Origin of the sequence: Providencia alcalifaciens (assembly GCF_020271745.1) — a bacterium.
Lineage (GTDB): Bacteria > Pseudomonadota > Gammaproteobacteria > Enterobacterales > Enterobacteriaceae > Providencia > Providencia alcalifaciens_B.
Window position 1 is genome coordinate 2,132,460 of sequence record NZ_CP084296.1, and the last position, 15,024, is coordinate 2,147,483.

The 15,024-nt window shown below is 45.2% G+C and carries 16 protein-coding genes; 9 read left to right on the top strand and 7 right to left on the bottom strand.

The genetic code is table 11. From position 1 onward, the window contains the following. Window positions 1-2: 2 nt before the first annotated feature. Both LDO51_RS09775 and LDO51_RS09780 read left to right on the top strand, forming a co-directional pair. Entirely contained in the window at window positions 3-1,391 is a 1,389-nt protein-coding gene (locus LDO51_RS09775) for a conjugal transfer protein TraH (RefSeq protein ID WP_023584068.1), read from the top strand. A gap of 3 nt (window positions 1,392-1,394) precedes the next feature. Next, window positions 1,395-4,964, top strand: a complete 3,570-nt coding sequence (locus LDO51_RS09780; protein ID WP_225574400.1) for a conjugal transfer protein TraG N-terminal domain-containing protein — start codon at window positions 1,395-1,397, stop codon at window positions 4,962-4,964. Window positions 4,965-4,996: 32 nt separating this feature from the next. Here LDO51_RS09780 and eexR read toward each other — a convergent pair whose 3' ends face one another. From eexR to LDO51_RS09815, 7 genes are read right to left on the bottom strand one after another with little or no spacing between them, the layout of a single operon-like run. Then, window positions 4,997-5,428 (bottom strand): entry exclusion protein EexR, encoded by a 432-nt coding sequence (gene eexR, locus LDO51_RS09785; protein WP_225574401.1) that lies wholly within the window; start codon window positions 5,426-5,428, stop codon window positions 4,997-4,999. A gap of 57 nt (window positions 5,429-5,485) precedes the next feature. Continuing rightward, a complete protein-coding gene (locus LDO51_RS09790; RefSeq protein WP_225574402.1) occupies window positions 5,486-6,019 on the bottom strand; it encodes a FlhC family transcriptional regulator in 534 nt (177 codons plus the stop codon). Then, window positions 6,016-6,315, bottom strand: a complete 300-nt coding sequence (locus tag LDO51_RS09795; protein ID WP_000210563.1) for a flagellar transcriptional regulator FlhD — start codon at window positions 6,313-6,315, stop codon at window positions 6,016-6,018. The genes LDO51_RS09790 and LDO51_RS09795 overlap by 4 nt, the downstream gene beginning before the upstream one ends. After that, window positions 6,312-6,860: a lytic transglycosylase domain-containing protein gene (locus LDO51_RS09800; RefSeq protein ID WP_225574403.1), complete on the bottom strand. Its 549-nt coding sequence runs from the start codon at window positions 6,858-6,860 to the stop codon at window positions 6,312-6,314. The genes LDO51_RS09795 and LDO51_RS09800 overlap by 4 nt, the downstream gene beginning before the upstream one ends. Further along, window positions 6,847-7,509: a DUF6475 domain-containing protein gene (locus LDO51_RS09805; protein WP_225574404.1), complete on the bottom strand. Its 663-nt coding sequence runs from the start codon at window positions 7,507-7,509 to the stop codon at window positions 6,847-6,849. Before LDO51_RS09805 ends, LDO51_RS09800 begins: the two co-directional genes overlap by 14 nt. Beyond that, the gene (locus LDO51_RS09810) at window positions 7,496-8,365 is read right to left on the bottom strand and encodes a hypothetical protein (RefSeq protein WP_225574405.1); all 870 of its coding nucleotides are present in this window, start codon (window positions 8,363-8,365) and stop codon (window positions 7,496-7,498) included. Before LDO51_RS09810 ends, LDO51_RS09805 begins: the two co-directional genes overlap by 14 nt. Window positions 8,366-8,420: 55 nt before the next feature. Further along, a complete protein-coding gene (locus LDO51_RS09815; protein ID WP_024015942.1) occupies window positions 8,421-8,672 on the bottom strand; it encodes a helix-turn-helix domain-containing protein in 252 nt (83 codons plus the stop codon). 117 nt (window positions 8,673-8,789) lie between these two features. On the opposite strand from LDO51_RS09815, the gene LDO51_RS09820 reads away from it, so the two are divergent. From LDO51_RS09820 to LDO51_RS09850, 7 genes are all read left to right on the top strand, one after another. Continuing rightward, a complete protein-coding gene (locus LDO51_RS09820; RefSeq protein ID WP_000854920.1) occupies window positions 8,790-9,437 on the top strand; it encodes a LexA family protein in 648 nt (215 codons plus the stop codon). Window positions 9,438-9,693: 256 nt separating this feature from the next. Then, the gene (prfC, locus tag LDO51_RS09825) at window positions 9,694-11,283 is read left to right on the top strand and encodes a peptide chain release factor 3 (RefSeq protein WP_225574406.1); all 1,590 of its coding nucleotides are present in this window, start codon (window positions 9,694-9,696) and stop codon (window positions 11,281-11,283) included. Window positions 11,284-11,621: 338 nt separating this feature from the next. Next, window positions 11,622-11,735, top strand: a complete 114-nt coding sequence (locus LDO51_RS09830) for a Hok/Gef family protein (RefSeq protein ID WP_225577252.1) — start codon at window positions 11,622-11,624, stop codon at window positions 11,733-11,735. Between the two features lie 413 nt (window positions 11,736-12,148). Continuing rightward, window positions 12,149-12,265 carry a Hok/Gef family protein gene (locus LDO51_RS09835; protein ID WP_224061125.1) on the top strand — a complete coding sequence of 39 codons (117 nt, stop codon included), beginning with the start codon at window positions 12,149-12,151 and terminating at the stop codon, window positions 12,263-12,265. A 267-nt stretch (window positions 12,266-12,532) separates the two neighbouring features. Beyond that, entirely contained in the window at window positions 12,533-12,946 is a 414-nt protein-coding gene (locus tag LDO51_RS09840) for a BON domain-containing protein (RefSeq protein ID WP_225574407.1), read from the top strand. A gap of 142 nt (window positions 12,947-13,088) precedes the next feature. Next, on the top strand, window positions 13,089-14,165 hold the full coding sequence (locus LDO51_RS09845) for a patatin-like phospholipase family protein (RefSeq protein ID WP_225574408.1): 1,077 nt from the start codon (window positions 13,089-13,091) through the stop codon (window positions 14,163-14,165). After that, window positions 14,158-14,943: a TatD family hydrolase gene (locus LDO51_RS09850; protein ID WP_225574409.1), complete on the top strand. Its 786-nt coding sequence runs from the start codon at window positions 14,158-14,160 to the stop codon at window positions 14,941-14,943. The genes LDO51_RS09845 and LDO51_RS09850 overlap by 8 nt, the downstream gene beginning before the upstream one ends. The last annotated feature ends 81 nt before the right edge of the window (window positions 14,944-15,024 follow it).

Consider the following 15,024-nt stretch of genomic DNA (forward strand, 5'->3'; position numbering starts at 1 on the left):
CAATGAAAAAAGTATTCCGAGTATCGCTAATCGCCTGTGCGATTGGTTTTTCATCTATGAGCCAAGCAAGCTTGCAACAGGAGATGAACCAGTTGTTTGGTTCAATGACCAACACTACTGCGCCTGGCGTATTCGAGAGTCAGCGGCGTGGCGTTATATCTGGAGGAAGTGTTGTTGTCCGTAACAGAATCATGAACGAGAACCTCGTCTCTATGGTGCCTCCGTCATTCCAAGCCGGTTGTGGCGGCATTGATATGTTCGCTGGAAGTTTGTCATTTGTTAATGCAGATCAGTTTGTTCAATTACTCCGTTCTGTTGCTGCAAACGCCAAGGGATACGCATTCCAATTAGCGCTCAGTGCTATGTGTGAGAAATGCTCTCAGCACATGGAGACACTGCAAAAGAAAATCCAGCAGTTGAACGAGTATTTCGGCAATTCCTGTCAAATGGCTCAGGGAGTCGTGAACGATACCCTGGCTGCTTTTGGTAAAAAGGGGCAAACAGAAGCCAGCATGTTGAGCTCACTTAAAGGGGCTGGAGACGTTTTTACCAGTTGGAGTGAATCCAATGGTAAGAACCCATATGAGAACGCTTCGAGTGTCGCGGCATCTGATGTGAACAAAACGATTAAAGGTAATTTGGTTTGGCGAGCATTGAAACGTCACTCGGCATCAAGCTGGTTTGCATCGGGGGATGACCGTTTTCTTGAAGCGGTTATGTCGGTGACTGGTTCGATCATTGTTGGTGATCTTGCTAATGCCGCTGATGGCCAAGGTAAAGCCCCAAAACTGACCAGGCTGAATGGCAATAAAGTGACTATTGAGAATCTAATTCATGGCGGTAACGTCGCTATGTACCGATGTGACACAGTGACGCAAGACGGTTGTCTGAACCCAACAATCACTAATGTGACTCTTACCGGGTTATCAACTCAGGTAGAAAATTTACTTCTTGGTACAGGTTCTAGTAACGGCATTATTTTTAAGTTTGCTCGAAATACAGGGGCTGCTAGCACCACCGAAAAGGCTTTTATGACCTCGGCTCCCGCGAGCATTGGCGGCATGATTCGAACACTTTCTGCATTAAATGAAGGGGCTGCTAGGTCGTTTGCTTCAAGAGCGGCACCATTTATTGCTGTTGAGATGGCCCGGGCATTGGTTGAAGACATGCTCAATGCAGCTAGAAGCACCTCTGGTGTAGAAGATCATGCCTATGCGAAGTTGTTAACTGAAGACCTCGAACGTGCACGTCGCCAAATCAATGAGGAGTACGCCGCGTTACAGCGAAGATACGGCTCAGAGCAAGAGTTGCTGGCGCATTTTAATCAGGTGATTCAGACCATTCGCAAGCAGCGTTATTACACCGTTAAATCTACGGCACTGGGGGAATAGGTCATGTGGGAGATCTATTCCATCGGGGATTCGGCATTTTTAGAGCAGGTCTTGAACGCTGTCGCGATGATCACTGGTACAGGCGACTTTACTTCAATGGTTCGGATTGGCTTGCTCATTGGGGTATTGATGGTCTCTGTTCAGGCCTTAATGCAAGGCGGTCGTGGGATTAACTTTCAACATGTTTTAGTCTCATGGCTAGTCTTTGCAACCATGTTTGGGCCCAGTACCCGAGTGAGCATTGAGGATGCGTACACGGGACAAGTTCGAGTGGTTGATAATGTGCCCATCGGTGTTGCTGCCGCAGGTAGTACGATTTCGACTGTTGGCTTTCAAATCACGCGATTGTTTGAAACGGCGTTCTCAACTCCCGCCATGACGGAATACGGCTTTGCATCCAGTTTACAGTCACTGATTAAAGTGAGAAAACAGGTGATGGATCGCTCTGGGTTGGGTGATGCAAATCGTGTCGCCGGTTCTGACATTGAACAATCGTGGTTTAACTACATCAAAGAATGCACCTTGATTGGCATCGACATCGGCCAAAAGAACCTAGATCAGGTGCTGAGTGATCCTAACCCGATGACTGCGATTAGGTTTGATTCGCGCATATATGGCACACGCATCATGCTCAGTGGTAGCAGTAGCGATCTGGACTGCACCGATGCCTATAGCCAACTGAAACTCATGACAGAATCAACCTTCATTCCGAGGCTTAAACAGGTTCTGTCAGCCTCATTGGGGACTTCGTCAGCCACTGACACTGATGACGTGATCCGAAATGCACTGAATAACCTTGGTTTGGCTTCGGTTAACACCCAAGAGTACATGACCGCGTCAGTGCTTTTGCCTATTTATGAGCAAAGCGTGACGGGCAAGTATATGGATGATCAAGCTTTCACCGCCGCCGTTATGGTTAATCAAGCGATTGAACAGCGCAATACACAATGGGCGGCGGAGCAGACTCTTTTCCAAAGTATCGTTCGTCCGATGATGACGTTTTTTGAGGGTTTCATTTACGCCATCACCCCTTTGATGGCCTTTGTGATAGCCCTTGGCCAAATCGGGATGCGAATGGCTGGGAAGTACTTGTTAATCCTGCTTTGGATTCAACTTTGGATGCCTGTCATGGCTATCATTAACCTGTATATTCATTTAACCGTTGCAGGGAAAATGTCGGCTCTTGATGCCTTTGCAGGTACAGAAGTGCCATCTTTTGCTGGGATGATGCAGATGGATTCAGTGCTGCAAACCTGGATAGCTACTGGCGGCATGTTGGCGTCGAGTGTTCCGGCAATTTCGCTCATGCTCGTGTATGGCTCAGCAATAACTGCAACCCACTTGGCTGGACGTCTTCAAAACGGTGATGCCATTGATGAAAAGATGGCAAGTCCAGATGTCGCGAAAAATGCCCCGGTAATGCAATCACAGTCAATGTTCCAGAATTCAGCCCTTACGGGTTCTGCTATGACCGGAGCGTCAAACCTACTAAGCAGTTTCTCTGTAGGAAACGCAGTGGGTTCAATGGTCGGCTCTGCAAAAGAATCCATGACTCAGGCAACCCAAGCCTTTAGTCGTCAGGTTGGAAATACTATGAGTCGAACTTTTGGTGAAAAGCTAAGTTACGACAACCTGTCTTCGGTTGGACGTCAGATCGGCTCATCTAACTCCGCATCTAGCGCCGTTGTTAATCAGGTTACTGATGACCTGCAAACTCGGTATGGTTTTGGAGACGATAAAAAAGATGCTGTACGTGGCTTGGTATCTGGCGTGTTATCGGGAGGCCTAAGGGTCGGTGGCGATGGAACTATTACAAATACCGGTGATAAAGAAGTAGCAGATAAAGGGTTCTTGGGAAGATTACTTGGTACAGGGGGGAATGACTCCCCACAAGGTAACTTGCCTGGAGTCGATAAGCCTGAATCCTCAAGAGTGCCAAAAATATCACGGTTACGAGCAGGCTTGGATTTAGGTGGAAACTTTAGTGGCCAAGTTGAGTCGTCAGAGGGCAGTTCTCGGTCAACGACCGCAAATACGCTCACTGGGGAGATGAAAAGCTTGGCATCAAGTGATTCACGACGTGCAGAGTATCGCGATGCAATGGTTAAGGACCTTTCAGATTCAAGACGTTCTGGCATTGAGATGTCCTTGTCTAACCAAGACTATCAGTCACTTCAGAGTTCAGCACAAGATGTTATCACGGCATCAAACCGTTTTAGTGAGCTTGATCAGGCCAGCTACAGTCTATCAGGACAAAGGAACACGGATGGTGCGACGTTAACTCGATTAGCAGCGGATAATCCTGAAGTCATGGATTATTTAGGTCGCTATATGAACCAGCATGTTGAAGCAGGTAACCGATTACGTGAAAACCTTCCAATGTATCAGCGCTTGCTACCTGATGATAATCAGGCGTATGTGGCCGCAGCTATGGAGTCTTTAACCTATAGCAACTCCTCAACGCCCGCTGAACGAGACAATGATTATCAAGCAGCAATGACTGTTATGGCCATGGCTACCGGAGCCGATTTACGATCAATTCAACCGCGCTCTAATGAAGGCTTGTCATCAGCTGCACCTACTTTTGGTGGCATTCAAAGCCAAGTGGAATCGGGTGTATTGGGCGGCTACGAGGATGCTGCAACTGTTCAAACGCAGTTCAACTCAGCTCAATCAGCTTACCAAGCCAATCTGTCTGGTGTTGATGGGCAACTAAATACACATCAACAACAAGCCCAGCAGGCCGTAGCTTCTGACACAAGTACCTATCAATCTGAACTAAACAGTGCAGCTGGCTCTCAGTGGCGATCTCGCATTATGGCTGATGATAGCGGAGTCTCTGGTGCTGAAATGTTCTTTAACAGCGCCAGTGCTATTGGTGATTTCAGTGGCAAGCATACTGATGCAGCACTGCATACCTTGAATCATTTTGGCGAAGATTATGAGAGTTACAAAGAACAGGCGCTTGAAGATCCTGGCTCACGAGGTTTCTTGCACAATGCTACGGTGGCCAGCAAATCAACATGGGATGGCTTAAAAGCAGCCGTTGACGCAGGAACCTCTTTGGAAAACCCATTGACGGCGTTTAATAATGCATACAGTGGATCGAGTTCGCAGTATGCCTCCGAAGTAAACTGGGGCACTAAGTCTGAAGCCATGTTGGCTGGGGCATTTGGTGCGGCAGTTAACAATCGATATGGTGAGTTCTTAGAACAGTATGCCGATGATTTTAAACAGGAAGCATACAGCGAAGGGCAGAGAATGGGATTGACCCCGATTCAAAGTCAAGTGTTCGCTCAAGCTTTCAATGAAGGTTTGGCGGGGCGTGTATTCAACTCTGAAGACTCATCGAGTTGGTCGCCTGAGATGCTTGGCCTAAGGGAGCAAATGCTAAATGAGTATCGTCAAAAGGATGAGAGTGGCGCTTACATCCCCGACAGTGTGTCCGAAGAAGATAAAGCATTTGTGGATAAGCAGATTGCAGTGATCTCAAATGCATCCCTTGCGGGAGATTATGCTCAGAACAACTTGATCGATATTAGGGCCTATAACCAGGCATCAGGAAGGAACTGAAAATAGAAGGTAGCCAGCTTGTGGTGAGCTGGCTATTTTTTTGGCCTTTTTGGGAGGAGAGATGAGCGACCGTCTGCAAATTCGTTTACCCAGTACCAATATTTTTTTTCGCTCAGGCTTAGTTCTCGACCGGTATCTTTCAGTTGTCTTTGAAATAAATGGATTAGTCCGCTTAAGCCTAAGTAAGTTAAACCGACACATAAAATTGCCCAACTCGCTTGCCAATATGCAATTGCTAAAAACATAGTGGTGATGGTTATAAGGCCGATAGGACTAGCCGTTGCTTTGAATCCCAAGTAGCTGAAAAAAACGATGGTGCAAATCAGAAATGGCAAAGCCGCTAACTTGGCAAATGCCGTTAATATTTCTGATGGAAAAAAATGAGCCGCAGCCAAAGTCGCCAGAAAAAGCCCCAGTGATATAAACCAGCAGCGTGCTGGTAAAGATTTAAGTATGTTTGTCATCTTCTTAGTACTCTCAAAGTGCACGGGAGGTGCACAATCAAATTATGTGTCAGCATGTTAGTTCTCAAAAAGTGCTCTAGTGGTTTGCTCGGCCATAATTACGCACACAGGACATTTAAGCTGAATGCGCTGTTGAGATACCGTCAAATACAGACTACCGCATCGACACCGGTGTAAGGATGCAAGCTGTGATCTTAAATCACGAGCTAGAACCCAACCTTCATTGATGGTTAGTTTTTTCCAGGGGATCTCAGCTGGAAGATCTGCTTCTTTTCTTGCAACCAAGTACGCATCGTAAGCCTTCATCAAAGCATCAATATTTAATTGCTTGTAGACATTGTCACCACCAATATTGACATAAAGCGCCATCAGCAGGGAGCCTTCAACTAAGGCTCTTCTGCTTTTAACAATGGCATCAGATTCTGGCAATTGACCAGGACAAGGTGACTTGCCAGTCACTTCTTTGTGAAGCCTTCTGATAATGTGGATTGGCAAACCAGTATCGAGCGCGATTATGGTTGTTCGAAATCCGTACTTAATAAGCAGCGAGGCTCGGGTAAATTGCTCACTTTTGGACAGGTTATCAATCATGCATCCCCCTTGTTGTTTAGGGTTGATAATAAATAAGCGATTCTTGGGATACCTGTGCCTTTGCTCTTCACCATCTCAATCAGTTGGCTTTGGTTACCCCTTGGTTGAAACAGCATGAATGATGAGGTCGCCACTCGTTGCAGGTCGTCAACACCAGCATTAATCAGTGCATCAACCACATCGCGTGTAAGTCCAAAGCGCAAGACCGCCTCTTGCGGATCAATTCGCGCTAATTCTCGTGCTGCGTGCAGGTACGCCAAATTTAATTGATAGAAGTCTTGTTGATTGGTTGTCATTGACGGACCTCCAGTTCATGTAAAATATTGCGATAAATAGAAAGCACTCTTTGTCCATACCAGCGTGCTCGCTCTTCGTTCCAACTGTGATAGCGGCCTATGCCAAGCTCTAAATCGTTTGGTGAAGACTTGATTGCTTCGGCCAAAATATTTGAGCCGACCGTAAGGTTGGTGATGGGGTCTAGCAGTTCTGCCGGTGAGCTCACACGATGCCCATGCCAATGCAAATTGATTTGCATAAGGCCAATATCGAGCTGGTATTTTTCACTCTCTTGCAGAGCCTGGTTTAACAGTTGTTCTGCTTCTGTCTGAGATTTGGCGTAGGTTGCATTTGAACCATTGCGAATTGCGTATGGCCATGGACTGGTCATGTTAAGACCACGATGTGAGGCCGACTCAGCCAAGGCAACGGCGTAGAGCATGACTGGATCAATACCAACGCTTTGTGCTGCTTTTTCCCACTGATAGCCCGGAAACGCATAGACTGAAGTGCTTGCAGACATGGCTATCACTAGGGCAATGGTTTTTGCTTTAATCGTTTTCATTTTTGTCCTCTAATTGATTTCCGAGAAGCGCCTGAATGGCTTTCGGGCTTATTCTTTTCAAAGGCACTGCGCTAAAGTCAGCGATGCCTCTTGTATAAACTTGTGCTGCTTTTGACCAGTCGCCCACGGCAACAGGCGCTTGCATATCAAATCCTTTTTGCTGGTTCTGATGGTCTGCAATACCCTGTAATAGCCTTGGGTATTCACCCACTTCGTCCCGCAGCAAGTAAGCCTGGTAGCGTGTTAAAAACTCTTTTTGCTTAAAGGGGTATTCCCTGTCATCAACCTTGCAGAGTTCAACCCATCCACCCATATCTGAAATCACGCGGTGGATAAGCGCATCGTCAAACATCACTGATGTCCAAGCGCCAACCTGACGAACAGCCTTGTCAACTTTGTTCCAAGCAATCATTGCTCTTGAACCCGAGTTGCCATCGATATGCTTGATGACGTCAGCGGGCTTTGGAAAAAATTGCCCAGTATCCGGTGATTGAATATGCCGAGTCAGACCGATTCGCACTTCTTGAATGCTATAAGCACGAAGGGCTTCAAATGCGATGGATAGCGATTGTGGTGATACGCTTTTGCCATACATGGCCCAAGCAGCTCCCCAAACTTCAGCAAACTCGCGTTTATCAACCTCCTGCACTTGAACGAACCTCCCGAATACCTGGTCCGGCCCAACTTTCAGCGATGCGACGATTGCTTTCTTCAATATTCAACTGGTGATTGCTGCCTTTTAGGCTCGTCGATGATTGCTTTACTTCATCAATGCGAACGTACTCGTCTTCCCATTGCCGGTTTAATAGCCAGTTATGTGGCATAGGGGTCTTAGTCCGATCTTGATACTGCAATCGGTTGTCTCGTTGCTCTTTCCAGCGTGTTAGCACTTCCAAGGCGAGTTCATGGTCTTCATTGAGGCCCATGCGTAGCCATTCTTCTTTGGCTTTCGCTTTTTTTTCTTTGCGTATTTGTACATCCCAGAAGTCTTCAAACTGTATGTGGTCAACAGTTTTAACTGTTGGTTTATTGCTTCTCTCAGAGTCATCCGACCGTTGAGAGTCCCTTACCGGGTTGCCATCAGGCATAAACAATGATGAAAATTCTTCTGGTAGCCGAGCTTGAAAAGCGGCAAGAGATTTCAAAAGCGATGCCATACCAATGAAGTCGGCAGGTACATCTTTAAGCAACCGAAAGGCTGCCTTACCTTGGTTTGGGTTTTCGATTGGGTTGTGCTTCAGAAAGCTTCGAATCAAAGTCCAACCAGATCCCTCGCAACGAATCAGGAACTGATCTTGTTCTAACTCACTTAACGTCTTGGCAACCTGTTGCTCATCCCAGTTCAAGTCAGAAGCAACGTAACCAATCGGCAGTCGAAAGCAGCCAAGCAAATTACAATGTGGGCATGTAAGCAAATACAGTCCTAGCAACTTCGCTGAGTCACTCCAGGACAAAACATTTTGCTTTAGCCAAAAGCGGGTATAGACCTTGCCATAATCACGCATGGAGGAACTCGCTTTTGTGTTTACGTAAAATGCTGACCATTATTTGCCCTTAATCCTACTGGTTACTGGCTTTCAGCTCGCTTGGGCATTCGGGATAGATGTCCGGTCTTAACTGAGATCGGGTTACCTGTCCTTGCGTAGCTTGTTCGATGGGTAAAACGAATTCAGCGGGAACACGCCCTGATTTATTCAACCAAAACCAGACGTTTTGCTGTTTTGAGTTGATGGCTCTTGCTAATGCTGATTGCCCGCCGACCAAGTCAATGGCACGGCGGAGATGTTTTTGTGTCGTTTTGAACACTTCCATACCGTCTCCTGTTACAATAATAACTGTTACAAGATTGAATGTTACAGTTTAAACTGTAGATAAGTCAACAGTTAAAATTGTTGAAAGACTACAGTTTTATTTGTAGAATGCGGGCTTATGAAAACTTTATCCGAACGACTAAACCATGCCTTGCAGCTTACTGGGGTAACTCAGTCTGAGTTGGCTCGTCGCATTGGTATCAAACAGCAGTCGATCAGCCAGATTTGCTCTGGTAAATCGGCTAGGTCTCGTTACACCATGCAGATCGCGGAGGCGCTTCGCGTGAATGCTCATTGGCTCGCCACAGGTGATGGCGAGATTGGCTTGGGGGTCGGTAATGTAGAAGTCGGGCCTGATATTAAGGGAAGAATTCCTCTCATTAACTGGGTTCAGGCCGGTGATTGGACTGAAATAGCGGAGGGATTTGCCCATGAAGATGCTGAGGAGTGGCGTGAAGTCACTGGGAAAGCACATGAGGGTTGTTTCGCACTTCGCGTAAAAGGCGACAGTATGGAAAATCCAAGCGGAAAAAAATCCATACCTGAGGGGGCAGTGATCGTTGTTGATCCTGAGTTACCTTACTCTTCAGGTTCATTGGTTGTTGCGCGTTTGGATGATTCGAAAGAAGCAACCTTTAAGCAGTTGGTTATTGATGGTGAACAGAAGTATCTAAAACCTTTGAACCCGCAATACCCTGCAATACCGATCAACGGCAACTGCACCATCATCGGTGTAGTACGACAAGCTATCATCGATTTCTGGTAGCGAAGGAATTTGTGGTTTAGCCACAGTTGTTCATTAGCTGAAGAAGCAACGATTGCAAACAGCTACAACTGAGCATTGGTGCACGCTGAGAGTAAATGGTAACCGATTAGATAACCATTGATTGTTTATAAAGTCAAGATCAGCGAAAATAGCGGCCAATTACGATTAACACGACGGATTTGACAAGCGAAGAACTGAAAAGAGAGTACTTCCAAAAGTGTGTACAAATCCGTGTACAAACTAAAAGAATTTATACATGGCAAACCAAGATTTTCTTAATGAAATCAATAAGCGAAGGACCTTTGCTATCATCTCGCACCCCGATGCCGGTAAAACCACGATCACCGAAAAAGTATTACTTTTCGGACACGCAATTCAACGCGCGGGAACGGTAAAAGGTCGCGGCTCTAACCAGCATGCCAAATCAGACTGGATGGAAATGGAAAAGCAGCGTGGTATCTCAATTACCACCTCTGTGATGCAATTTCCCTATAATGATTGTTTAGTGAACCTGTTAGATACTCCAGGGCACGAAGACTTCTCGGAAGATACCTATCGTACATTAACCGCCGTTGACTGCTGCTTAATGGTTATCGACTCCGGTAAAGGGGTTGAGGATCGTACTCGCAAGCTGATGGAAGTTACCCGCCTGCGTGATACACCGATTCTGACCTTTATGAACAAATTGGACCGTGATATTCGCGATCCAATGGAGCTGTTAGATGAAGTGGAAAATGAGCTGAAAATTGCTTGTTGCCCAATCACATGGCCGATTGGCTGCGGTAAATTATTCAAAGGTGTTTACCATTTACTGCGTGACGAAACCATTTTGTACCAAACGGGTCAAGGTCACACTATTCAAGACGTTCGTATCGTAAAAGGGTTAAATAACCCTGAATTAGACGTGGCTGTTGGTGATGAATTAGCTTCTCAACTTCGTGAAGAGCTGGAGTTAGTTCAAGGGGCTTCCCATGAATTTGACCACGATGCATTTTTAGCGGGTGAGCTGACCCCTGTATTCTTTGGTACCGCCTTAGGTAACTTCGGTGTGGATCATATGCTGGACGGTTTGGTTGAATGGGCGCCTGCACCGCAAGCACGTAAAACAGATGTACGAGAAGTGGAAGCCACAGAAGAGAAATTTACGGGCTTTGTCTTTAAAATTCAGGCGAATATGGATCCTAAACACCGTGACCGTGTTGCCTTTATGCGTATCGTTTCGGGTACCTATGAAAAAGGGATGAAACTGCGCCAAGTTCGTATTAAGAAAGACGTGGTGATTTCGGATGCGCTGACCTTTATGGCGGGTGATCGTTCTCAAGTTGAGCATGCTTATGCAGGGGATATCATCGGTTTGCATAATCACGGTACCATCCAGATTGGGGATACTTTCACGCAAGGTGAAGAGCTGAAATTTACCGGGATCCCGAACTTTGCGCCTGAGTTATTCCGTCGTATCCGTCTGCGTGACCCGCTAAAGCAGAAGCAGCTACTGAAAGGTTTGGTGCAGTTATCCGAAGAGGGTGCTGTGCAGGTCTTCCGTCCATTAATCAATAATGACTTGATTGTGGGCGCGGTCGGGGTGCTCCAGTTTGATGTGGTGGTTTCTCGCTTGAAGAGCGAATATAACGTTGAAGCGATCTATGAAGCGGTTAACGTTTCTACCGCTCGTTGGGTTGAGTGTGATGATGTGAAGAAATTCGAAGAATTTAAGCGCAAAAATGAGCAGAACTTAGCCTTAGATGGCGGTGATAATTTATCGTATATTGCGCCGACAATGGTTAATTTGAACTTAACCAGCGAACGTTATCCTGAAGTGAGATTCCGCAAAACGCGCGAACACTAATTATTATCTCTAATTAATGCGTTTATATCGAAATGGTCAACTGAGTTGGCCATTTTTGTTATTAACCCCATTAATTATCAATATTTTCAATACATTAATTAATTGAATCGATATTTTTTCGTGATGAGCATACTGCTATGATGGCGGTGGGTGCTTGGATCATTTTGGTTCAAGCAGACAATTGGATTCATTAAACAATTAGTTGTGAGACCAAAAAGACGAAAGCCCCGAGTTCCATTAACAGTAACTCGAGGCAGTCTCCAACCTAGACAATTGGATTCTGTCTCCTTTTTGTACAGGAGTCAAGAGGAATGACCAAGTTTGCTCTTATCGGGCTAATGACCGTGTGCGCCACGGTATTGTGCCTTTCACTGCTGCTGCGGGACCGACTTTGTTCGGTTAATGTAGTCAGTGGAAACACAATGGTTCACGCTACTCTGTTATGCGTTTAGTAGTCTGGTGGGGGAGTAATCCCCCACATTTCTCTACTGTTGTTGGTTGGTGGTACAGGCACCCTTTTTTAAGTCAGATAACCCTTCAAAATTCCCATTATCTATCGATTAGTTATAATAAATAGCTATTAATGATGATAATCATTAAAAATAAATTTAATATCATATGGTTAGTTAATTGAATCGATATTTTTTCGTGATGAGCATACTGCTATGATGGCGGTGGGTGCTTGGATCATTTTGGTTCAAGCGAACAATTGGATTCATTAAACAATTAGTTGTGAGACCAAAAAGACGAAAGCCCCGAGTTCCATTAACAGTAACTCGAGGCAGTCTCCAACACGACAACTGGATTCTGTCTCCTTTTTGTACAGGAGTCAAGAGGAATGACCAAGTTTGCTCTTATCGGGCTAATGACCGTGTGCGCCACGGTGTTGTGCCTTTCACTGCTACTGCGGGACCGACTTTGTTCGGTTAACGTAGTGAGTGGAAACACAATGGTTCAAGCTACTCTGTTATGTGTTGAGTAGTCTGGTGGGGGAGCAATCCCCCACATTTCTCTCTGATTGTGGGTTAGGTGGTACAGGCGCCCTTTTTCTGTTTTTCTCATTAATAGGTATTAGACAATTATTTCTTAATTTCTTATTCAAATCATCTAATTAAGATTATTGATCTCAAAACTGAAAATTACCTTGAGCCATACTCTGGAAGGTGAGTTATTTGGCTTTATTTTTACCGGTTTTTTACTTAGGCTATGACATTGTTAGTTTATTAATCATACCAAGAGGAAGGTTCCAATGAAAAAGATCGCCGTTTTACGTTCTTTAGGTGTCATTGGATTGAGCTGGGCACTTTTTGCTTGTAGCTCATCATCTGATAGCGCCTTGAAAAAACAAGCTTCAGAAACTTGGGACAGCGCAGCTAAAACTGTTGAAATGGCAGGCAAAGATACAGGTAATGCCATCTCTAGTGGCGTGAAAAATACCGATACCTATATTGATGATTCGTCCATTACTGCGGATATTAAAAGTAAACTCTTAAGTACCAGTGGGCTCCCAAGTAATAGTGTGTCGGTGAAAACTGTCCAGGGCGTGGTTTACCTCTCTGGTTTTCTCAAATCTAGCGAGCAGATAAATCAAGTTGTGCAGATTGCATCCATGGCGAAAGGGGTAAAATCAGTACAGAATGGTTTAGTTCTGACGAACAAGTAATTTATTTCAAATGGGCTTTCAGCCGAAAGCTCATTTTACTATTTGCTCTCCCTGAGAAAAGCGGTTTAATGAGAATCATTTAATTTAATCATATTTATAATGGAATTGATTAAAAACACGTCAATATAGATAAAGGGTTACTATGGGAAAGCATGTTCCAGTCACTTTAGGCACGATTGAGCCACTCGCATTTTCTGATGAAATTAATGGAAGAAAAACTGCCCTTATCTGTGAAGGTGGCGGTCAGCGTGGTATTTTTACGGCCGGTGTATTGGATGAATTTCTGATAGAAAACTTTAATCCATTTGACTTAATGATAGGGACGTCTGCGGGCGCCCAAAATTTATCCGCTTATATTTGTGGTCAAGCCGGATATGCCCGCCGAGTTATTACTCGCTATACTACGAATCTTAATTTTTTTAACCCGCTGAGATTTATTCGTGGAGGAAACTTAATTGACCTTGATTGGTTGATTGAAACGACGGCGAAAGAGTTTCCGCTTAATATGGATGCAGGGCTTGAATTGTTAGATTCTGGCCGTGAATTCTATATGGGAGCTAGTCGTAGCGATGATTTTTCCGCTGTATTTTTGCAGCCAGATGCGGATTCTTGGTTGGATATCATTCGTGCTTCCAGCGCCATTCCAGGATTTTATCGAACTGGCGTAGAATTTAGCGGCGTGCGATACCACGATGGAGGAATAAGTGCAGCGATTCCTGTCGAGGAAGCTTATCGTCGTGGGGCCGATACGATAGTTGTGATCCGCACCGTGCCTTCTCAAATGTACTTTACTCCTGAGTGGGTAAAGCGTATGACACGCTGGCTTGAAGGCGACAGTTCGGCGCTGCAACGCATGGCAGCGATGTTAAAAGTTCACTTGAAGAGTTATCGGAAAACACAGGAATTTATCGAAAATCCACCTGATGGCGTGCAGATTTTTGAAATATACCCACCGACACCACTGAAAAGCAGCGCATTAGGCAGTAAAGTTAGTGCCTTAAACCAAGATTACCATGTTGGACGACGCTGTGGACGTTACTTTATTGCGGCATTAGCTCAACAATTTGCGAGTAATGATGCTGATTTCACTCGGTTTTCTAAGAGCACAAATTCATTAGAATTGATGCATATGGAAGATCAGCGAGAGTCTTTATTAGCAGGAAAGACGTCAGAGGCAGCAGGTGCTAGCGCCCTGCAAGGCAATCCTGCTCATGAGTGATAATATTCGATTTATCGACACGCATTGCCATTTTGATTTTCCCCCGTTCAGTGAGGCTCTTACAGAAAGCCTAGAAACCGCAAAGCAAGGTGGAATTACGGATATTATTATTCCTGCGGTTAGTCAGGATAACTTTCAGCGTGTCTGGAATTTAGCGCATGATCATTCTCAACTTCACGCAGCAATGGGATTTCACCCTCTATATTTAAGCCAGTTTCAAGAATCACATTTTGAAAAACTGACAGATTTTCTGATGCGTAAAAGCCAGAAATGCGTGGCGATAGGGGAGATTGGGCTTGATCTCTATATGGACGAACCTCAATTTGAAAGGCAGCAAGTGTTGCTTCAGCGCCAGTTGAAGCTAGCGAAGCAGTTTGACTTACCCGTTATTTTGCATTCACGAAAAACCCATGACCAATTGGTTGCTATGTTACGTCGCTATGAAGTCCCTGCACGTGGTGTTGTGCATGGTTTTGCTGGCAGCCTTTCTCAAGCAGAAAGTTTTGTGAAACTGGGGTATTACATTGGCGTAGGAGGAACAATCACTTATGAGCGAGCGAATAAAACCCGCCAAGTGATGGCTCAACTCCCGCTAAGTTGTCTTGTGTTTGAAACCGATGCACCGGATATGCCTGTATCCGGTTTTCAAGGTGAACCTAATCGACCTGAGCGTATTCAGTGGGTATTTCAGTCTTTGTGTGAGCTGCGCCACGAATCTCCCGATGAAATAGCGCAACAACTTTACAACAATAGCCGGACGTTATTTAATCTAATTTAGAATATAATTAGCCGATTAATAATTATTTCTTAAGTATTTTATGCGGTTATCACAGTAAATCCATTCAGCTTTTTATCTCTT